The 18,263-nt window shown below is 72.4% G+C and carries 21 protein-coding genes; 7 read left to right on the plus strand and 14 right to left on the minus strand.

The window, feature by feature from the left end; translation table 11 throughout:
- Positions 1-210: 210 nt before the first annotated feature.
- Positions 211-714, plus strand: a complete 504-nt coding sequence (locus HUG12_RS20965) for a GNAT family N-acetyltransferase (RefSeq protein ID WP_246308236.1) — start codon at positions 211-213, stop codon at positions 712-714.
- Positions 715-742: 28 nt separating this feature from the next.
- Here HUG12_RS20965 and HUG12_RS20970 read toward each other — a convergent pair whose 3' ends face one another.
- Complete coding sequence (locus HUG12_RS20970) at positions 743-1,516, minus strand: prolipoprotein diacylglyceryl transferase (protein WP_179270840.1); 774 nt, start codon at positions 1,514-1,516, stop codon at positions 743-745.
- Between the two features lie 253 nt (positions 1,517-1,769).
- Between HUG12_RS20970 and HUG12_RS20975 the strand changes: the two genes are divergently transcribed.
- The 3 genes from HUG12_RS20975 to HUG12_RS20985 all read left to right on the plus strand — a co-directional run bounded on the left by HUG12_RS20975 (position 1,770) and on the right by HUG12_RS20985 (position 3,574).
- Positions 1,770-2,276 (plus strand): YciE/YciF ferroxidase family protein, encoded by a 507-nt coding sequence (locus HUG12_RS20975; protein WP_394354288.1) that lies wholly within the window; start codon positions 1,770-1,772, stop codon positions 2,274-2,276.
- A 110-nt stretch (positions 2,277-2,386) separates the two neighbouring features.
- A complete protein-coding gene (locus HUG12_RS20980; RefSeq protein ID WP_179270842.1) occupies positions 2,387-2,848 on the plus strand; it encodes an RDD family protein in 462 nt (153 codons plus the stop codon).
- A gap of 24 nt (positions 2,849-2,872) precedes the next feature.
- Complete coding sequence (locus tag HUG12_RS20985; RefSeq protein ID WP_179270843.1) at positions 2,873-3,574, plus strand: YqjF family protein; 702 nt, start codon at positions 2,873-2,875, stop codon at positions 3,572-3,574.
- A 35-nt stretch (positions 3,575-3,609) separates the two neighbouring features.
- Here the strand turns inward: HUG12_RS20985 and HUG12_RS20990 are convergent, their stop codons facing one another.
- Together HUG12_RS20990 and sod are read right to left on the minus strand one after the other, a co-directional pair.
- On the minus strand, positions 3,610-4,290 hold the full coding sequence (locus HUG12_RS20990; RefSeq protein WP_179270844.1) for a plastocyanin/azurin family copper-binding protein: 681 nt from the start codon (positions 4,288-4,290) through the stop codon (positions 3,610-3,612).
- 147 nt (positions 4,291-4,437) lie between these two features.
- Positions 4,438-5,040 (minus strand): superoxide dismutase, encoded by a 603-nt coding sequence (sod, locus tag HUG12_RS20995; RefSeq protein WP_179269006.1) that lies wholly within the window; start codon positions 5,038-5,040, stop codon positions 4,438-4,440.
- A gap of 185 nt (positions 5,041-5,225) precedes the next feature.
- Between sod and HUG12_RS21000 the strand changes: the two genes are divergently transcribed.
- The gene (locus tag HUG12_RS21000) at positions 5,226-6,032 is read left to right on the plus strand and encodes a hypothetical protein (RefSeq protein WP_179270845.1); all 807 of its coding nucleotides are present in this window, start codon (positions 5,226-5,228) and stop codon (positions 6,030-6,032) included.
- Between the two features lie 46 nt (positions 6,033-6,078).
- On the opposite strand, the gene HUG12_RS21005 is transcribed toward HUG12_RS21000, so the two are convergent.
- The 10 genes from HUG12_RS21005 to HUG12_RS21050 all read right to left on the minus strand — a co-directional run bounded on the left by HUG12_RS21005 (position 6,079) and on the right by HUG12_RS21050 (position 15,257).
- On the minus strand, positions 6,079-7,428 hold the full coding sequence (locus HUG12_RS21005; RefSeq protein ID WP_179270846.1) for an ABC transporter permease: 1,350 nt from the start codon (positions 7,426-7,428) through the stop codon (positions 6,079-6,081).
- Positions 7,425-8,408 (minus strand): ABC transporter permease subunit, encoded by a 984-nt coding sequence (locus HUG12_RS21010; protein ID WP_179270847.1) that lies wholly within the window; start codon positions 8,406-8,408, stop codon positions 7,425-7,427. Before HUG12_RS21010 ends, HUG12_RS21005 begins: the two co-directional genes overlap by 4 nt.
- The gene (locus HUG12_RS21015; protein ID WP_179270848.1) at positions 8,405-9,736 is read right to left on the minus strand and encodes an ABC transporter ATP-binding protein; all 1,332 of its coding nucleotides are present in this window, start codon (positions 9,734-9,736) and stop codon (positions 8,405-8,407) included. The genes HUG12_RS21010 and HUG12_RS21015 overlap by 4 nt, the downstream gene beginning before the upstream one ends.
- On the minus strand, positions 9,733-10,818 hold the full coding sequence (locus tag HUG12_RS21020) for an ABC transporter ATP-binding protein (RefSeq protein ID WP_179270849.1): 1,086 nt from the start codon (positions 10,816-10,818) through the stop codon (positions 9,733-9,735). The genes HUG12_RS21015 and HUG12_RS21020 overlap by 4 nt, the downstream gene beginning before the upstream one ends.
- Positions 10,819-11,243: 425 nt before the next feature.
- Entirely contained in the window at positions 11,244-11,693 is a 450-nt protein-coding gene (locus HUG12_RS21025; protein WP_179270850.1) for an arsenate-mycothiol transferase ArsC, read from the minus strand.
- A gap of 53 nt (positions 11,694-11,746) precedes the next feature.
- Positions 11,747-12,799, minus strand: coding sequence for an ACR3 family arsenite efflux transporter (gene arsB / locus HUG12_RS21030; protein ID WP_179270851.1), 1,053 nt, complete (start codon positions 12,797-12,799; stop codon positions 11,747-11,749).
- Positions 12,796-13,251 carry an ArsR/SmtB family transcription factor gene (locus HUG12_RS21035; protein ID WP_179270852.1) on the minus strand — a complete coding sequence of 152 codons (456 nt, stop codon included), beginning with the start codon at positions 13,249-13,251 and terminating at the stop codon, positions 12,796-12,798. Before HUG12_RS21035 ends, arsB begins: the two co-directional genes overlap by 4 nt.
- An 88-nt stretch (positions 13,252-13,339) precedes the next feature.
- Positions 13,340-13,609: a zinc ribbon domain-containing protein gene (locus tag HUG12_RS21040; RefSeq protein WP_179270853.1), complete on the minus strand. Its 270-nt coding sequence runs from the start codon at positions 13,607-13,609 to the stop codon at positions 13,340-13,342.
- 88 nt (positions 13,610-13,697) lie between these two features.
- The gene (locus HUG12_RS21045; protein WP_179270854.1) at positions 13,698-14,606 is read right to left on the minus strand and encodes a GRP family sugar transporter; all 909 of its coding nucleotides are present in this window, start codon (positions 14,604-14,606) and stop codon (positions 13,698-13,700) included.
- A gap of 252 nt (positions 14,607-14,858) precedes the next feature.
- The gene (locus HUG12_RS21050; RefSeq protein WP_179270855.1) at positions 14,859-15,257 is read right to left on the minus strand and encodes a MaoC family dehydratase; all 399 of its coding nucleotides are present in this window, start codon (positions 15,255-15,257) and stop codon (positions 14,859-14,861) included.
- 87 nt (positions 15,258-15,344) lie between these two features.
- On the opposite strand from HUG12_RS21050, the gene HUG12_RS21055 reads away from it, so the two are divergent.
- Together HUG12_RS21055 and HUG12_RS21060 are read left to right on the plus strand one after the other, a co-directional pair.
- Complete coding sequence (locus HUG12_RS21055; protein ID WP_179270856.1) at positions 15,345-16,154, plus strand: alpha/beta fold hydrolase; 810 nt, start codon at positions 15,345-15,347, stop codon at positions 16,152-16,154.
- Entirely contained in the window at positions 16,147-17,805 is a 1,659-nt protein-coding gene (locus HUG12_RS21060) for an AMP-binding protein (RefSeq protein ID WP_179270857.1), read from the plus strand. The genes HUG12_RS21055 and HUG12_RS21060 overlap by 8 nt, the downstream gene beginning before the upstream one ends.
- 47 nt (positions 17,806-17,852) lie before the next feature.
- On the opposite strand, the gene HUG12_RS21065 is transcribed toward HUG12_RS21060, so the two are convergent.
- Entirely contained in the window at positions 17,853-18,143 is a 291-nt protein-coding gene (locus HUG12_RS21065) for a hypothetical protein (RefSeq protein ID WP_179270858.1), read from the minus strand.
- Positions 18,144-18,263: the final 120 nt, after the last annotated feature.

Here is an 18,263-nt window from a genome sequence, read left to right on the forward strand (position 1 = left end):
CCGGACGCTCGTCGGGAAACGCGTCCGCCGCCGACTTACGTCCTAGAACACTACTGGAGTATTTATTGGAAACTCGTAATATAGTGGGTTGATTTCCGTTCGTTAGGGATATACGATGAGTGATTCAGAACTTGAATCGGGTCTTGATTCACGTTCGGTCGGTTTTCCGTCGGGGCGGCCTCCGACCCCCCGCACCGACCGCCCGACGACCTGGACCGTCACGGACGCGCAGGGCCGAGAGATACGGCTCTCGGCCCTCGACTACGCGTCGGCCGACGACGTACCCGGACTCGTGGAGATGTACGACGGCTTCGACCGGGACGGCCGCGCACAGGGGCTCCCCCCGCCGATCGCGACTCCGTCCGCGAGTGGCTGACCGCGCTCGGAGACGGGGTCCACCTCCTCGCCAGCCACGACGGCCGGCCGGTCGGCCACGCGACCCTCGTCCCGGACGGGGAGGTCGCTCACGAACTCGCCATCTTCGTCGACGGGGCGAACAGACACGCGCGGATCGGAACCCACCTCCTGGACACTCTGCTGACCCACGCCGGGAGCGTCGGCGTCGACGCGGTCTGGCTGCTGGTCGAACGACACAACCGGCCGGCCGTCGCGCTCTACGCGAACGCCGGGTTCGAGACGGCGGACGCGTGGGGCGGCACGATGAGGATGCGGCTGGAACTCGACGGGCCGGACGACCCGCCGACCGGGGACTAGGGTCGCGGAACCACCGCGGGCGTCCCGATCACTCCTCGTCGGTCCCGTCGCCCGCCTCGGCCCCCTCGCTCTCTTCGCTTCCCTCGCTCGCCTCACCCTGTTCGTCCTCCTCGTCGGCCTCCGTCCCGCCCTCAGACTCCGCCTCCTCCGCGGTCCCTTCGTCTTCGTCGGCCCCCGCCATCCCCTCGGTCGTCTCCGCGACCTCCTCCATCCGCTCGGCGGTCTCCTCGCCCCGCTCCTCCATCCGGTCGGCGGCCTCCCCGCCGCGTTCCTCGATGCGATCGGCGACCTCCTCGGAGATCGAGTCGACCTTGTAGGCGGCCTTCCCCGCCCTGCTGGCCGTCCGGTCCGCGATCGCTCTGGTCCGCTCGCTCGCGTCGGTGATGGCGTCCTCGACCCCGCGGGACCCGTACCGCCGCGCCAGCGCGTAGGCGACCGCGACGATGGCGCCCAGGCGGACCACCATCGAGAGGAGCCGCCGGCCGCCCGAGCGGCCCGTCGACCCCGCCCCCTCCACCGACTCGCCCGACTCGACGGGCACGGACCGACCGCCCGTCGTCGCCTCCGACCCGTCCGCCGACCCGCTCCGGCCCCTGCGCCGGAGCAGGAATCGGATCGCGGTGCCGACGGCCGCGAGCAGGAGGACCCGCGACCGCCGGCCGCCGCGGGACGACTCCGATCTCTCCTCCTCCTCCGGCTCCCTGGCCGCCTCCTTCAGCCCCTCCCTGAGGGCGACGCTCACCGACCGCGCGATGATCTCCTTCCGTTCGGGCGTCAGGACGGTCCCGGCAGTGGATCTCATGTTCGTCGATTTTCACCAGCGTCGTCGATAGCCGTTCGGCCTGCACCTACAAGGTCGGGCGGACGGCGTCGGCGCTTCCGCGGGAACGCGGATCCGGGACTCGCGAACGGCCGCCGGCCGGACCGGCGAACCCCCGCCGGGCTCCGCGGCCGCACGACCGTCGTACCCAGATCCTTCCCAGTTCCCGTGCCGTTACCCTCCCGCCTCCGAGCGACTATGTGAATCCGGGCCGACCCTCCACCCGGTGAGAGCCGTGCAATTTGATACCACACACGACCTGTTCGTGCACGAACTTCGGGGCGCCCTCCATATGGAACGACGACTCGTCGAGGCGCTCGACGAGATGGCCATGAAGGCGACCAACGACCGCATCAGCACCGGCTTCGCCGACCACCGCGACGAGACGAGAGGGCACGTCGAGCACGTCGAGGAGGCGTTCCGGGCGATGGGGCTCGAACCGGAGGAGCGGGAGTGTGCCGTCGTCGAGGCGCTCGACGAGGAGCGGCGGAAAGTCGAGGACGCCGTCGGGGACCGCGACCTCCTGAACCAGTTCTACCTCGGCGCGGGGATGAAGGCCGAGCGCGTCGAGATCACGACCTACGAGGGGCTCCTGACGATGGCCGACCGGCTCGACCTCGGCGGCGACGTGACCGACCCGCTCCAGCGGAACCTCGACGACGAGGAGACGACGCTGAAGGAGCTGAAGGGGCTGAGCAAGGCGTCCGACCTCAAGCAGCTCTGGGAGAAGCTCACGCCCTGAACCGGAGAATCGGGGCCGCGACGGGCGGCTCGCTCCGCGGGAGCGAGTCCCGACCGACCGCCGACGGCCGACAGACGGAACTCGCCGGGGCGAGACGGTCCCGGTAAGCGATGAACGGGTCGACGCTCGACGGGCGCGACGCGGCGGCGGTCCGGGAGCGCGTCCTCGCGTACGTCGCGGACGCGGTCGCCGTGCTCGGCGCCTTCTGGGCTCTCACGGGCCGTCGCTGGCGGTCGGTGCCGCGTCGCGTCGCGGCGACGCTCGTCGCCGCCGCGACCGTCGCCTTCCCCTACCACGTCCTCCTGGAGGGGGCGTTCGGGCGGACCCCCGGAAAGGCGCTCCTCGGAATCGCCGTCGTCGGGGAAGACGGAGGCCCGTGCACGTACACCCGCGCCGCCGTCCGAACGGCGCTCCGGTTCGTCGACTGGCTCCCCGCGGCCTACCTCCTCGGCCTGCTCTCCATCGCGTCGACCGAGCGCAACCGTCGCGTCGGCGACCTGCTCGCCGGGACGGTCGTCGTTCGGACGCGGGATCGACGCGACCGGACGGACGACGACCGAACCCGGGGTTAAGGGGCCGCGGCGCGAACGGCAGGCATGGTCCTCCCCGTCGCGTTCGGGTGGCGGCACCTCCTGTTCGCGAACTGGCCCGTCGACGCCGACGCCGTCGACGCCCGCCTTCCCGACGCGTTCCCGGTGGAGACGTACGACGGCGACGCCTGGCTCTCGGTCGTCCCGCTCGTCAACGTCCACGTCCGGCCGCGGGGGCTCCCGGAGGCGTTCGGGCTCCCGCTCCCGGAGCTGAACCTCCGCACGTACGTCACCCACGGGGGCGAGCCCGGGGTGTACTTCTTCAGCCTCGACGCGCAGGGCGTCCTGAGCGTCCTCGGCGCGCGCCTCCTCCATCACCTCCCGTACTACTACGCCCGCATCGACTGCCGCGTGGACGGCGGGGAGGTCCGGTTCCGGAGCCGCCGGCGACACCCCGGCGCGCGGCCGGCCCGCTACGAGGCCGCCTACCGGCCGACCGGCGAGCCCTTCGAGGCCGAACCCGGGTCGCTCGCCGAGTTCCTGACGGAGCGCCGGCGCCTCTACACCCAGGGCTCGGACGGGTCCGTCCGGCACACCGACGTGGAACACGACCGGTGGACGCTCTACCCCGCGACGGCGTCCGTCGGACGGAACAGCCTCTTCGAGGCGAACGGGTTCGACCGTCCCGACTCCGAGCCGACGTGCTACTACAGCCCCGGCGTCGACGTGGTCACCGACCGGAGCAGACGCTGGACGCCGGGGCACTGAAGCGCCCGGAGCGAGCTCGGCCCCCGGCCGTCCGCCTATCCGCCCCCCGCAAGCGTCTCGCGGGTTGCCCGGTTCAGCAGTTCGAGCACCTCGCGTGCACGTTCGGGGAGGTCGGACTGGGGCGCCGCCAGCCCCGGTTGGCCCTCGGGGTCCGGGTTCCCCACGACGACGCAGCCCACCATCCCGAGACCCTCGTGGGGGAGACAGAAGTAGTCGTACACCCCCTCCGTCTCGAACGTCCGCTCGAACCGCTGGTCGTTCTCCATCAGCCCGCTGTCCCAGCCCTCGACGCCCTCGGGCACCCGTCCGGGTTTCCCCGCGTCCGCGTGGTAGGCGGTCGTCGTGTGGTTCCCGTCGTGGTTCTCCCAGACGACGGTGCCGCCGGTCTCGATCCAGACGAGCGCCGGCTCGAAGTAGTGGGTGCCGTTCGAGTCCATCTCCACCTCCGCGCTCCCGCTGGGGCTCGAGATCGGTTCGACGTCCTCGCCGGGGACGTGGTCGTCGTCGTCCCCGTCGGAGTCGTCCGAGTCGTCGTCCTGCTCCGGGGTGTCGTCGTCGCGTCCCGGGGCGTCGTCGGTCGGCCCGGCGGTGCGGGTCGGCGTCGCGTCGGTCCCGTCGGCGGGCGTTCCGTCCGCACCCGACGGCGTGGCGAGACAGCCGCTCGCGCCTCCGACGGTCGCTCCCATCCCGATCGCAACGAACGTTCGTCGATTCATGGCCACTATACGACGCCTAGAAGCATTGTAATTGGATGCTTACCCGGGAGCTTCGGGGCACCGGAGGGAGGTCGGCGCGTCCGGCCCGGACGAGGTCCCACGGTCGACCCGGGCCGGCGCCGCCGTCGATGCGTCAGCGTCGGCTCGTTACTCGAAGAGCTGGGTGGCCTGCTCGTAGCGGGCGTTGGGCTCCTCCCAGTCGACGACCTCGAAGAACGCGTCCACGAAGTCCCCGCGGGCCGGCCCGTAGTCGTAGTAGTACGAGTGCTCCCACACGTCCAGCGCCAGAATCGGGTGCGAGCCCCAGAGGGCGCCCTGGTCGTGCTTGTCCACCACGACGTTCTGTAACTGGTTCGAGAACGAGTCGTACACGAGCAGCGCCCAGCCCGAGGCGTTACCCGCCGCGGCCTCGAACTCGCCCTTCCAGCCCTCGTAGCTCCCGAAGTCCTCCTCGATGCGGTCCGCCAGGGCGCCCGAGGCGTCGTCGCCGCCGTCGGGGCTCATGTTCTGCCAGAACAGGTCGTGGAGGATGTGCCCACAGCCGTTGTGAGTCACGTTCCGCAGCGCGCTGCCCGACGTGTCGAACTCGCCGCTCTCGCGGTTCTGTTCGAGCGTCTCCTCGGCGCTGTTCCAGCCGTTGACGTAGCCCTGGTGGTGGGTGTCGTGGTGCCAGGTCAGCACCTGCTCGCTGATGTGCGGCTCTAAGGCGTCGTACTCGTACGGTAGCGGATCGAGTTCGTGGTCGGTCATGTGCGTGTTCGACCACGCCCGACGAGGGAAAGAAGGTTCCCTGAATAGTCTTTCAGTAGGGGAGTTGAGACGGGGTCGCACGCGGGGGCGAGTCCCCGATGGCGGCCCGTTCGAGGGCACTCCGACCGGGAACGCGTCGGCGCGAAAGCGACCACCGTTTTGTGCCGTCTCCCCGAAGCGCACGCATGGACGGCATCACGACGCGCGACCCGGCCGCGGTCGAGGCGCTCGACGCGGGCGTCGCCTACTACACGGTGAAGCGGGTGAGCGGCGAGACGGTCCCGCCCCGCGCGGACGCCGTCAACTCGATCGCCTGTTTCGGCGACGCGGCGACGGGACGTTCCGATCCGGACCGCCTCGCCGTCGACGGGGACGGCGAGCCCGCGGCGGCGACGCGACCGCGGTTCGCCTGGGACTGGGTCTGCCCGACCGACGACACGTACCGCGACCGCCTGTGCTCACTCGTCGACCGCTGCGTCGGCGCGAGCCCGGACGTCCGCCTGATGACCGTCGGCTTCCCGGGTGAGGGGTTCTGTCGCTGTGACCGGTGCGAGCGCCGGTTCCGCCGGAGCGACCGCGAGGACCGGACGGCCTGGCGGGCGTCCGTCGTCGCGGGGTTCGTGGAGCACGTCGCCGGGCGGGTCCCCGGCCGCCTGACGCTGACGGTCCACCCCGATCCGTACCCCGGGCACCTGCGCACGCGGCGCGGCGTCGACCTTGGCCGGCTCTGCGGCGTCGTCGACGAGGTGCTCGTCCCGCTGTGCGATCCCGAGTACGCGACGACGTACTGGCTGGGGAGCATCGCCCGCGGGTTCGCGACCGCGTTCGAGGGCGACGTGACGGTTCAGCTCTCCGCGGCGCCGTCCGACCCGAGGCGGTTTGACGCCGCCGTCCGCGCGGTCGCCCCGCACGCCGACCGTGTCGTCGCGGGCGGGTCACGCGAGGCGCTCGAACCCGTCCACGCCCGACCCGACCGCGCGCCGTCGGCGTGACCTCCGTCGGCGCACCGTCGGCGCGACTTCCGCTCTCCCGCACGACTCACTCGACGTTCCGCTGGCGGGGCTGGAGCACCTCGTAGAGTGCGGTCCCGAGCTGGTTGATCGCCAGCGCCGTCAGGAACAGCGCGAGCGCCGGGAAGACGTACGCCCACCAGGTGAACGCGTTCGAGGACTCGAGCCCCACGGCGACGGCGTACCCCCACGAGCCGACGTCGTCGTCGACGACGCCGAGGTAGGAGAACGTCGCCTCCATGATGAGGACGAACGGGACCTGGGTCGTCAGCCCCGCGATGACGGTGCCCGAGACGTTCGGAACGAGGTGGCGCCGGATCACGTCCACCCGCCGGGCGCCCGCGCTCTCGGCGGCCAGCACGTAGCCCGCGTCCCGCCGGCGGGCGGCGTCGTTCCGGACGCGCCGGGCGATGCGATCCCAGTCGAACAGGCCGAACAGCAGGATGAGCGCCACGACGCTCGGCCCGTAGAGGAACATGACCATCAGGTAGACGACGAACGCCGGCACGGCCTGCTGGAGGTCGACGTAGCGCATCAGGACCACGTCGACCCGGCCGCCGTAGTAGGCCGCGACGGTGCCGACGACCGTCGCGATGGGGACGAGGATGACCGCGGTGATGACGGTCACCTCCAGCGCGAGTCGCGCCCCCGCGAACACGTACGCCAGCACGTCCTGCCCGATGGGGGTCGTCCCGAGCGGGTGGATCAGCGTCCCGTGGCACAGCCCGTCCACGGCGCCGGTCGGGCAGTAGCGCCGCACGTCCATCGATCCCGCCGCCCAGAACGGCGGGAGGCTGCTCGGCTCCCCCCGGGTCGCCACCTCGAAGCCGCGGGGCGCGACCCGCGGATGCCCCCAGAGCCGCGGGCCGAGCAGGCCCGCGACCGTGAAGACGGCGAGGTACGCCAGGCTGAGCGTCGCCCCGCGTCGCTCCCGGAGGTCCGCCCAGTACTGCTTCGTCAGCCTGGGCCTGCGGGCCAGCGGCAGGGCGACGTAGAAGAACAGGACGACGATCGACAGCAGCGAGAGCCAGTCGATGATCGTCGGGTTCCACGAGCCGACCAGCACCAGCCCCGGCGCCACGAACAGGTAGTCGTACAGGAAGACGGCCGACAGCGCCAGCAACGAGCCGACGAACGCGAGTGCGGTCCGCGTGACGACGATGCCGGCCCCGGCGTGCTCGTCCCAGTCGAGGTCGGTGAACGTCGGCCCCGCCCCGGCCGTCGCTCCACCCCCGTCCGTCATCGGGTCGTGTCCGCCCGTCGCGGAGTCGTCCACGGCAGACGTCGGGTCGTTCCCGGCGTCGGTCGACGCGTCACGTCCCGCGGACGCCGTGTTCGTGTCGTCCGTGTCCGCCGCCGGGTCGGGGTCGGTCGTCATCGTCGCTCCCCACCCCCGGCGACCCGCGGGTCGAGCGCGGACGACGCGAGGTCCTGCAGGAGGTTCGCGGTCAGCGCGGTCACGACCAGCAGCGACACCGTCGTGAGGACGAGGCCGACGTCCCGGTCGAGAAAGCCCGTGTAGGAGGCCGTCCCGACGCCCGGAACCCCGAGCACGATCTCGACGACGTAGACGGTGACGAACAGCACGACGAGCACCTCCGAGACGACCAGCGCCAGGAGCGGCGAGGCCGCGTTGCGGACGACGTGTCGGTACACGCGCCGGCGCGCGACGCCGTTCGCCCGGAGCGTCTTGACGAACTCCCGGGCGGCGATCTCCCGGGACTCGGTCCGCACCCACAGCACCTGCGCCCCGAAGAGGTTGATCCCCAGGATGGCCGCCGCGGGCGCGAGCGCGAGCAGGTTCGACGGCGCCGTCAGCGGGAGGTCGATGGCGTAGCCGACGAGCGCGTCCAGCGGGGTGTCGGTCCGGCGCGTCACGAGCACGAGCGCCTCGCCGGCGACGAACGCGGGGAGACAGAGGCAGACGTAGCCGAGGAGGCGGCCGGCGGCGTCGGAGATGCCGCCGCGCAGCGCCGCGACCGTCCCGACGGCGACGCTCAGGGCGGCGGAGACGAGCACGCCCGGCACGACGTACGCCAGCGTCCGGGGGATCGTCCGCGCGAGGACCGCGTTGACGCTCGTCCCGTAGGAGAACGAGTGGCCGAACTCCAGGGTGAGAAACGCGACGAGCCAGCCCACGTAGCGGTCCCACAGCGGGCGGTTCCGCCCGCGCGCCTCCCGGTAGGCCGCTTGCGCCTCGACCGCCGCCTCGTGGCCGCCGTTCTGGGCGGCCAGCCAGCCGACGACCGCCTCGTTCGGGTCGGGCGTCAGCGCGAGAAAGAGGAACAGCGCGGTCACGAACAGCCACGCGGCGAAGACCGTCCACGCCAGCCGGAACCCGACGTATCGCGCCCTCATCGCCGGGCCGCCTCCGGGACCGCCTCGACGGCGTCGTCGTGCAGGTGACAGGTGACCCGGCGGTCGTCGCCGGTTCCGACCGTCCCCGGGCGCTCCGTGGCGCAGGGGGACCACAGCGGTTCGGCCGCCGACGGCAGGCCCGGGTCGCGGTCGCCGCGGGCGATCGCGGCCGCGGCGTCGACGAGCGCCGCGGCCGCCGACGGGACCGTCCCGTCCTCGACCGACACCGGCACGTCGTACGCCTCGCGGACCAGCGCCCGGAGGTCGGCGCCGTCGGCCGGCAGGTCGGCATCGCTCGTGTCCCGGCCGGCCCCTGCCGGCGCCTCACCCGCCCGTTCCCGAGGGGCGTCGAGGTCGACGGTGCCGTCCGCGACGTCGAGCGCGAGCCGGAACAGCCGGCGGTACGCACCCCGCTCGACCGACAGGTCGTCCGGGGGTACGACCGACGGGCAGCGCGGGTGGAACCGACAGCCCGACGGCGGGTCCGCGGGGTCGGGCACCTCGCCGGCGAGCCCCTCGCGGTCGCCCGCTCTCGACCCGCCGACGCTCGGCACGGCCTCGACCATCGCCCGCGTGTAGGGGTGGTCCGGGTCCGCGAACGTCGTCCCCGTCGGGCCGACCTCCACGAGTTCGCCGGCGTACATCACGCCGACGCGGTCACAGAGCTCCCTGATGACGTTCATGTCGTGACTGATGAGCAGCACGGAGAGCCCGAACTCCCGCCGGAGGGCGCCGAGGAGTTCGAGCACCTGCGCCTGGATGGAGACGTCGAGCGCCGACACGGGCTCGTCGGCGACGACGAGGTCCGGGTTCAACACCAGCGCCCGCGCGATGGCGGCGCGCTGCTTCTGCCCGCCGGAGAGCTCGTGGGGGTAGCGGTCGGCGTGGCCCGGCGCGAGCCCGACCCGGTCGAGCAGGTCCGTCACGACCGACGCGCGGACGTCGCCGTCGCGGACGCCGTGGACCCGGAGCGGTTCGGCGACCGACTCCCGGACGGTCATCCTGGGGTCGAAGCTGTCCGCCGGGTTCTGGAGGACGAGTTGCGCCCGGCGCCGGAACGCCCTGAGTTCGCCGGCGTCGTAGCCGGTCACGTCCTCGCCGCCGAACCGGACCGTTCCGCCGGTCGGCTCCTCCAGCCGGAGGAGGCTGCGCGCGGCCGTCGACTTGCCACAGCCCGACTCGCCGAGCAGGCCGAACACCTCCCCCTCCCGCACCTCGAAGCTGACGCCGTCGACCGCTCGAACGGCGCCGGTCCGTCGGTTCAACAGCCCCTCCGTGACGGGGTAGTGCTTCTCCAGCCCGTCGACGGCGAGCAGCGGATCGCTCACGGCTCACCCCCGACGGCGTCGTCGGCCGCCGACGCCGGGGTGCCCGACGACGACGAATCGGCGCTGGGGGTCGCCCCTCCACCGTCCAGCGACGCGGGGTCCGCGTTCACCGAGTCGTCGTAGTAGACGCAGGAGACGCGCCGGCCCTCCGCCCGGCCGAGCTCGTGGAGGGGCGGCTGGTCGCCGCCCCGGCAGGCGTCGACGGCGTCGGGACAGCGCGGGTGGAACCGACAGCCCGACGGCGGGTCCGCGGGGTCGGGCGGCTCCCCCTCGATGGGACGCATCTCGTCCCCCCGGCCCGGCAGGCTCGCGAGCAGCCCCCGGGTGTAGGGGTGGGTCGGGTTCTCGAAGACGGACGCGGCCGATCCGGTCTCCATGACCTTCCCGCCGTAGAGGACGATCACGCGGTCGGCGACCTCGTAGACGACGCCGAGGTCGTGGGTGACGAGCAGGACGCCCACGTCGAGCTCGGCCGCGAGGTCGGCGAACAGGTCGAGGATCGCCGCCTCGGTCGTGACGTCGAGCGCGGTGGTCGGCTCGTCGGCGATCAGCACGTCGGGGTCGGCGGCCAGCGCCATCGCGATGAGGACGCGCTGGCGCATCCCGCCCGAGAACTGGTGGGGGTACTCGGCGCAGCGCTCGCGCGGGTTCGGAATGCCCACCTCCGCGAGCAGTTCGACCGCGCGCTCGCGGGCCCGCTCCCGGCCCACGTCGCGGTGGGCGCGGAGCGCCTCGACGACGTGCGCGCGGACGGTGTACACGGGGTCGAGCGCGTTCTGGGGGTTCTGGAACACGTAGGCGATGCCGTCGCCGCGGACCTCCCGCAGGGACGACTCCGGGGCGTCGAGGAGGTCCTCGCCGTCGAACCGGAGGCGGTCGGCCTCGACCCGGGCGGGCGGTTCGGCGAGAAGGCGGGTGATCGACTCGCAGGTGACCGTCTTGCCCGACCCGGACTCGCCGACGAGACACACCGTCTCGCCCGGCGAGACCGACAGGTCCAATCCGTCGACGGCGTGGACGGTGCCGTCCCGCGTCCCGAACGTCGTCCGGAGGTTCCTGACGTCCAGCAGTTCGTCGCTCATCGGCGTCGCGGGCGGGGTCGGCGGAGGAGCGCCGGTCCTCGGCGGGGGAACGCGGCGGGTCGACGGGAGGTACGTGAGACCATACCTCGGGTGGAGAGTCGGGGTACCTAAATGGTAGGGAAGCTGAAACCACCGTTTCAGCGTTCGGGGGCGGGCGAACCGGACGTCCACGGCGCGGACGGGCGACGGGGACCCGGACGACCCCGCTCGCGATCGCCCGCGGGCGTCGAACCCGGCAGGTCGAGGTGTCTCATCGCCCCGACTTATGTGTGGGAAATCCTGACGTGCTCGTGGGTGACCCGGTTGACTGTCGGATTCGCCCACGCAGTCCCATCGGTGGGAGCGGAGCGCCCGTCGCGGGACGGGCGCCGTTTTCGGGACGCTCCGGTCGAGGAGTCCGGTCGCCGCCCGGGCGGCCGAACCGACTACCGGAGGTGGAGTTCGTCGAACAGGTCGCGGACGCGGCGCTCGACGGTCGTCCGGACTCCTCGGACCTCGGCCAGTTCGCGCCCGCCCGGGTCGGGGAGGTCCCACTCGTGTAGGGCGACGTCGGATTCGGCCCCGCTCACGTCCAGCGTCGAACAGCCCATCGTGGCGACGTGGTCGCAGGTCCGGAGTTCCGCGGGCGGGATCTCCCTCGGCGTCCGGCCCGACAGGTCGACGTCGAGTTCGGCCATCGCGTCGACCACGACCGGATGCACCGCCTCCGCCGGGTGCGTGCCGCCGGTCAGGATCTCGACCCGGTCGGTCAGCCCCCGCCGGTCGCGTTCGCGCTCGGCGAAGGCGGCGGCCATCTGGGACCGGCCGGCGTTCCGCACGCAGACGAAGGCGATGCGGGTCGCGTCGGTTCCGGCCTCGTTCGTGGTATCGGTCATCGTGAGCTCGTGTCAGTCGTCGAGTCGGTCATGGCAGGTGTGAGCCGCATCGATCAGTCGGAGGAGGCGACCCCGCCGGTTCCGAGCCCGGCGGGGAAGACGCGGTCCTTCGTCGCCAGCGCGACCCGGACGAGCGCGAGCATCACCGGCACCTCGATGAGCGGGCCGACGACGGTCGCGAGCGCGACGTCGCTGGCGACGCCGAAGACGGCGACCGCGACGGCGATGGCGAGTTCGAAGTTGTTCGAGGAGGCGGTGAACGCGACGCTGACGCCCTCGGCGTACTCGAACCCGAGCGCGGCCGATGCGCCGTAGGCGAGCGCCCACGTCCCCGCGAAGAAGACGAACAGCGGGGCGGCGATCAGCGCGATGGTCTCGGGGTTGGTCACGATGTACTCCCCCTTCAGCGCGAACATCGCGACGACCGTGAACAGCAGTCCGAGGAGGCCGAGCGGCGAGATCCTGGGGAGAATCCGCGACTCGTACGCCTCGCGGCCGACCGTCCGGAACGCGACCCGCCGGGTGAGGTAGCCGAGCACGAGCGGCCCGCCGAGGAAGACGAGCACCGTCTGCGCGATGAGCCCGGTCGAGACGTCCACCGCCGTCCCGCGGAGGACCGTCAGGAAGAGGAACGCGTACGGGACGAACAGCGCGATCTGGAGCAGGCTGTTCACGCCGACGCAGACGGCACACAGCTCCCCGTTGCCCGCGGCGAGTTCGTTCCAGACGAGCACCATCGCGATGCAGGGCGCGATGCCGACGATCACGAGCCCGGTGACGAACGCGGGGTGGCCGCCGAGGAACGTCGTCGCCAGCCCGTACATCACGAACGGCGCGACCAGCCAGTTGAACGCGAGCGTCAGCGCGATCTCCCGGCGGGCGGTCCGGGTCACGCGCGGCACCCGGTCGTAGTCGATCGCCGCCATGATCGGGTAGATCATCGCGAACAGTCCGACCGCGATGGGGAGGCTCGTCCCGTTCCACGTGACCGCGTTCAACAGGTCGGCCGCGCCCGGCGCGACGTAGCCGATCCCGACGCCGAGCGCCATCGCCAGCCCGATCCACAGCGTGAGATAGCGGTCGAGGACGCCGAGGTCGGAGCTCACGCGGAGCCCCCGGTCCCGGCGTCGCGGGCGGCGATCCCGGCGTCGCCGGCAGCGCCCCCGCCCCCGCGGGTGGAGTCCAGCGCCGCCACGAGCGCGTCGGCCCGGTCGGTGGTGTCGTAGTAGCGCCATTTCCCCTCCTTGCGCCGCGTCAGCAGGCCCGCGTCGGTCAGGTCCGAGAGCGCGTGGCTCACCGCCGACTCGCTCACGTCGAGCAGGGGGTCGAACTCGCAGACGCACAGCGCGCCGTCCGCGGCGGCGAGCAGGCGGACGACGGCGTAGCGCGTGTCGTTCCCGAGCGCCGAGAGGACGCGCGCGTCGGCCGCCGCGACGCCGAGGTCGGCCGCCCCTCGCAGCGAGTCCAGTTCCGCGAGGCGGTCGTCGAGGTCGGCCGCGCAGCACTCGCCGATCTCGTCGGCGATGAGCCGTTCGAGCCGGTCGGTCGATTCGGTCATCGATGAACGATTGAGAAAGCGTTCAATTAATCGTTCCGGTCCGGCGGGCCGGAGGCGGCTCCCGGGCGTCGACGGCCTCGTCGGGGAGTCAGGTCGGGGAGTCGAGCGACGCCCCGCAGTAGTCGCAGGCGTCCCGCCCGGCGGCGACGCGGGCGCCACAGTCGGGGCAGTTCACCTTCTCGGGGACCGCGTCGGCGTCGTCGGTCCACGCGGCGCGGACGGCGAGGCCGGCCAGCAGGAACAGCGCGAGCATCACCCAGCCGAGCGGGCCCGTGACGATCAGGAGGAAGACGGCCGCCAGTACCGGGATGGCGAGGAGGGGTTTGGCGAGTTCCGAGAGCAGGCTTCGGGGGAACATCGCGTCGTCCGGCGCCTGACGCGCGGGCGGCAAGTGTTTTCCGGGGCGAGGGGACGGGCGGGAACGTTTCCGGCGGCTCCGGCGAGTTTCAGCCGAACGCGGTGATCAGCCCGACCCCGAGGACGACGCCGGTCGCCGCGACGGCCAGCGTCGGCGTCACGCGTTCGAGCCGCTTCGGCATGAACAGCGCCGAGAGGGCCACGACGAACAGCGTGTTCGTGATCACGATCGGCGTGACGACGCTCACCGGAGCGATCTCGAGGGCGGCGTAGTAGCCGACGAGGAACGCCGTGTTCGCGAGGCCGGCGAGCACGAACCACCGGGCGTTCCTCGTACGGAGGACGGTCCGGCCGGGGAGGCGCCCCCGCCACCGGAGGTACAGCGTGAACCCGAGGATGGCCGCCGCCGTCTTGACGACGAGGCCGACGGCCGCGGGCGTCCCCTCCGCGAACCCGAACTTGGCGAAGATGGGTTCCAGCCCGTACGCGAACGCCGCGGCGACCGGGATCAGGAGCCCGATCGAGAGCTCCCGGCGCGAGAGCCCCTCCGGGTTCTCCTGGTTCGTCTCCCACGCGATGACGAGGATGCCGGCGACGACGAGCACGATGCCGACGGCGTGGACGGGCGTGAGCGTCTCGTCGAGGAGGACGACGCCGAACACGGTGGAGACGAGCGCCCACCCGGCGACGATGGGCGCCGTCCTGCTCGCGCCGATCCGCTCGATGCTGGTGTAGCTCAGCACCCGACCCAGCAGCGTGCCCACCAGTCCAGCGACGGCGAAGGAGAGCCACGAGGTTCGCGTCAGGCCGTAGTCGGGGTAGTAGAGCACCGCGACCGACGGGAGCAGGACGAGCACGTTCACGCCGATGACGACGACGACCGCGTCGAGCGCGGCGCCGCCGTCGGTGCCCTTCCGGACGAAGAGGTTCTGGGCGGCGACCGCCAGCGCCGCGCCGAGCGTCAGGAACACGGCGAGGATCGTCGTCGAGTCTACCATCGGTTTCGTCGGGTGGTCGTGGGTAGTTCGGGTCCGGGCATGAGCGGTTCGATTCCGGTGATTTGGATGGTGACGAGGTGGGGAAGGTTTTTCCCGGACGACGTGTCGAACGTCTCGAACGCCCCGCGTCGGTCATCTCTCGGCGTGTCGCATCCGGTATCGGCTCGAATAGCGTGACATCCACCTCGAAAGCCCCCGGAACATCCGATCTTCCACCCCGACAGTGCTGTCAACCAACCCGGCTACCCCAACTCACCCCTCGTGCGGAACCGACAGGACGACCGCCTCGCCCGAGACCACGCGCTCGCCGTCGGCGTCGGCGACCGTCTCGACCCGGAGGCGGTCGCCGCCGAGGTGCTCGACGACCTCGACCGCCGCCCGGACCGTCGTCCCCGGACGGACCGGGTTCTCGAACGAGAGGTCCTGCGAGAGGTAGATCACGTCGCCCGGCAGCCCGGCGAGCGCGGCGCTCACGATCCCCGCCGAGAACGTCCCGTGGGCGATGCGGCCCCCGAACATCGTCCCCGAGGCGTACTCCTCGTCGAGGTGGATGGGGTTGCGGTCGCCGGTGAGGTCGGCGTAGGCGTCGACGTCGTCGGTCGTGACGGCTCGTTCCGCGCTCGCGGCGTCCCCGACGGCTGCGACTGGCATACCGTCGGGTCCGCGGCGCCGTCGAAAAACGCCCGGGTTAACATGTGAAGCGCCCCCTTGAAGGCGCCGCGTTTCCACCCCTCGACCATGCCGAGAGCGGACAACGGCGGCGTCGCGGTCGCGTACGAGGAGCGCGGGCGCGACCCCGCCGACGCGGGGACGGTCGTGCTCTGCGAGGGCCTGGGCTACGGCCGGTGGATGTGGAACTGGCAGGCCGACGCGCTCGCCGACGACTACCACCTCCTCCTGTGGGACAACCGCGGAACCGGCGACTCCGAGGAACCCGAGGGACCGTACACGGTCCCCGAGTTGGCCGCCGACCTGGAGGCCGTGCTCGCGGACGCCGACGTCGAGGAGGCCCACGTCGTCGGCGCCAGCATGGGCGGGATGGTCGCCCAGCGCTACGCGATCGAGTACGACCGGGCCCGCTCGCTCGCCCTGCTCTGCACCTCGCCCGGCGGCCCCGACGCCCACCCGACCCCCGAATCCACGCTGGCCCGGATGTTCTCGGTCCCCGACGACGCCGACGAGCGCGAGGCCATCCGGCACAGGATGGCCCCCGCGATGTCCGACGGGTTCCCCGAGGCGAACGACGCGCTCGTCTCGGACGTCGTCGACTGGCGGCTGGAGTCGGACGCGAGCGACGCCGCCCGCGAGGCGCAGGCGGCCGCCGTGGCGGCGTTCGACGCGGGCGACGAACTCGGTTCCCTGGATCTTCCCGTCCTCGTCGCGCACGGGACGGCCGACCGGGTGGTCCCCGTCGAGAACGCCGACCTGCTCGCCGAGCGACTCCCGCACGCGACGGTCGAGTACGTCGAGGGGGGTTCGCACCTGTTCTTCGTCGAGAATTCGAGGCGCGTGAACGACCTGCTCCTGGGGTTCCTCGCCGATGCGTGAGTTCACGCCGGCGCCGCCGGCGAACGAGTGGGTGGGCGACTGGAGCGCCCGCCGCGCCCGCCTCTCGCCCGGAACGGTGGGGCTCGTCGACGCCACCACCGGCGCGGAGTTCACCTACGCCGACCTCGACGAGCGCGCGAACCGGACCGCTCGGCTGCTCCGCGAACGCGGCGTCCGCGCGGGCGACCGGGTCGCGGTCGTCTCGCGGAACCGGCCCGAACTCGTCGACCTGTTCTTCGCGACCGGAAAGCTGGGCGCCGTACTGGCCCCCCTCTCCCACCGGCTCGCGCCGCCCGAACTCGCCGAACTGCTCGGCGTCGTCGACGCCTCGCTGCTCGTGGTCGAGGACGGGCTCGCGGACCCGTTCGGCGACGTGGCCGACGGGCAGGCCGGCGGAACCGACGACGGTCACGCCGACGCGCTTCCCGACGAGCGCGTGGTCGTGGCCGACGAGGCCGAGTCGGTGAGCGGGGCCGCGGCCGACCTCGCTGCCGACGCCTGGACCGACGCGCTGCCGGAGGACGGCTCCCCGGTCGAGCGCCCCGACGTTTCGATGGACGACCCGCACCTGTTCCTCCACACCGGCGGCTCGACCGGGACCCCGAAGGAGACCGTCGTCCCCCACCGCGCGGTGCTGTGGAACTCGTTCAACACCATCACCGCGTGGGGGCTCCGGCCCGAGGACGTCACGCCGATGACGTTCCCGATGTTCCACACCGGCGGCTGGAACGTCCTCACCGTCCCGCTGTTCCACCTCGGGGGGACCGTCGTCCTCGCCCGCGAGTTCGACGCGGGCGAGGTGCTCCGGGTCGTCGAGGAGCGCGGGGCGAGCGTCCTCGTCGCGGTCCCCGCCGTGCTCCGGATGATGGCGACCCACGACGACTGGGCCGACGCGGACCTCTCGACGCTCCGGTTCGCCAAGTCCGGCGGCGGCCCCTGCCGCGGGTCGGTCATCGACGCCTGGCGCGAGCGCGGCGTCGACCTCTCGCAGGGGTACGGGCTCACGGAGTGTGGCCCGAACAACTTCGCGATGCCGGACGGCCGGGACCGCGGGAAGACCGACGCCGTCGGCGTCCCGGCGATGCACGTCGACGCCCGCGTCGTCGACGACGCGGGCGACCTCCTCCCGGACGGCGAGGTCGGGGAACTCGAACTGTCGGGCCCCCACGCCGCCGCCGGCTACTGGCGGAACCCGGCGGAGAGCGAGGCGACGTTCGGCGCCGATTCGGCCCGGCCGGCGGACGGGCCGGACGCGGACGGCGACCGCGGGTCGGCTAGCTGGGTCTCGACGGGTGATCTGGCCCGCGTCGACGCCGACGGCTACTACCACATCGAGGGACGGAAGAAGAACATGTTCGTCAGCGGCGGCGAGAACGTCTACCCCCCGGAGGTGGAGGACGTCCTCGCCGACCACCCGAAGGTCGAGGACGCGGTCGTCGTCGGCGTGCCCGACGACACGTGGGGCACCGTCGGGAAGGCCGTGGTCGTCGGCGACGCGTCGCTGACGCTCGACGAACTCGGAACGTTCTGTGACGGGCGGCTCGCGCGGTTCAAACGGCCGCGCGCCCTCGCGTTCGTCGACGCGCTCCCGACGTCGGGGCCCGAGAAGATCGACCGCGACGCCGTCCGCGAGCGCTTCGGCGAGGGCTGATCGTTCGGTCAGGCGCCCGCCGGTCGCTCGGCCGTTCGGCCGGTCGCTCAGCCGTTCAGCCCGCACCGGTCCCGACGGGGCGTCACGGGGAGGACCTGGCTGAGGTCGGGGTTGTTCCGGTCCAGGAGCGCACGCGGGAACGGGGGGCCGTCGGACTCGATGGAGTGGCCCGTCTCCGCGGCGTGGGCGATGGCCCGCCCGGAGGGGTCGTCCGCGTCGGCTTCCGCCGCGTCCGCCCCCTCCCGGTCCCGCTCGGCGGGATCGGACTCCCTCCGGTCGATCCCGCCGAAGTCGGTCCCGTCCGACACCGACCACTCGCAGTCGAGACAGTACTTCATCGGCCCCCCGACCGTCGATGCGTTCGTTTCGGGGCGCTACCACGGGCCCGTCCCCCTCGTCGTCGCGTCGTGGGCGGCGCTCGGATCGGGGTCCGGCGACGGCGGGGGGTGGTCGGTTGC

This window comes from Halorarum salinum (genome assembly GCF_013402875.1).
GTDB lineage: Archaea > Halobacteriota > Halobacteria > Halobacteriales > Haloferacaceae > Halorarum > Halorarum salinum.

Bases quoted from the DNA above. Each gene is read 5' to 3' on its own strand.
- HUG12_RS20970 (WP_179270840.1), bottom strand. From the start codon at position 1,516: ATGAGATCCACTGCCGGGACCGTCCTGACGCCCGAACGGAAGGAGATC.
- HUG12_RS20980 (WP_179270842.1), top strand. From the start codon at position 2,387: ATGAACGGGTCGACGCTCGACGGGCGCGACGCGGCGGCGGTCCGGGAG.
- HUG12_RS20985 (WP_179270843.1), top strand. From the start codon at position 2,873: ATGGTCCTCCCCGTCGCGTTCGGGTGGCGGCACCTCCTGTTCGCGAAC.
- HUG12_RS20990 (WP_179270844.1), bottom strand. From the start codon at position 4,290: ATGAATCGACGAACGTTCGTTGCGATCGGGATGGGAGCGACCGTCGGA.
- sod (WP_179269006.1), bottom strand. From the start codon at position 5,040: ATGACCGACCACGAACTCGATCCGCTACCGTACGAGTACGACGCCTTA.
- HUG12_RS21000 (WP_179270845.1), top strand. From the start codon at position 5,226: ATGGACGGCATCACGACGCGCGACCCGGCCGCGGTCGAGGCGCTCGAC.
- HUG12_RS21005 (WP_179270846.1), bottom strand. From the start codon at position 7,428: ATGACGACCGACCCCGACCCGGCGGCGGACACGGACGACACGAACACG.
- HUG12_RS21010 (WP_179270847.1), bottom strand. From the start codon at position 8,408: ATGAGGGCGCGATACGTCGGGTTCCGGCTGGCGTGGACGGTCTTCGCC.
- HUG12_RS21020 (WP_179270849.1), bottom strand. From the start codon at position 10,818: ATGAGCGACGAACTGCTGGACGTCAGGAACCTCCGGACGACGTTCGGG.
- HUG12_RS21025 (WP_179270850.1), bottom strand. From the start codon at position 11,693: ATGACCGATACCACGAACGAGGCCGGAACCGACGCGACCCGCATCGCC.
- HUG12_RS21035 (WP_179270852.1), bottom strand. From the start codon at position 13,251: ATGACCGAATCGACCGACCGGCTCGAACGGCTCATCGCCGACGAGATC.
- HUG12_RS21040 (WP_179270853.1), bottom strand. From the start codon at position 13,609: ATGTTCCCCCGAAGCCTGCTCTCGGAACTCGCCAAACCCCTCCTCGCC.
- HUG12_RS21045 (WP_179270854.1), bottom strand. From the start codon at position 14,606: ATGGTAGACTCGACGACGATCCTCGCCGTGTTCCTGACGCTCGGCGCG.
- HUG12_RS21050 (WP_179270855.1), bottom strand. From the start codon at position 15,257: ATGCCAGTCGCAGCCGTCGGGGACGCCGCGAGCGCGGAACGAGCCGTC.
- HUG12_RS21055 (WP_179270856.1), top strand. From the start codon at position 15,345: ATGCCGAGAGCGGACAACGGCGGCGTCGCGGTCGCGTACGAGGAGCGC.
- HUG12_RS21060 (WP_179270857.1), top strand. From the start codon at position 16,147: ATGCGTGAGTTCACGCCGGCGCCGCCGGCGAACGAGTGGGTGGGCGAC.
- HUG12_RS21065 (WP_179270858.1), bottom strand. From the start codon at position 18,143: ATGAAGTACTGTCTCGACTGCGAGTGGTCGGTGTCGGACGGGACCGAC.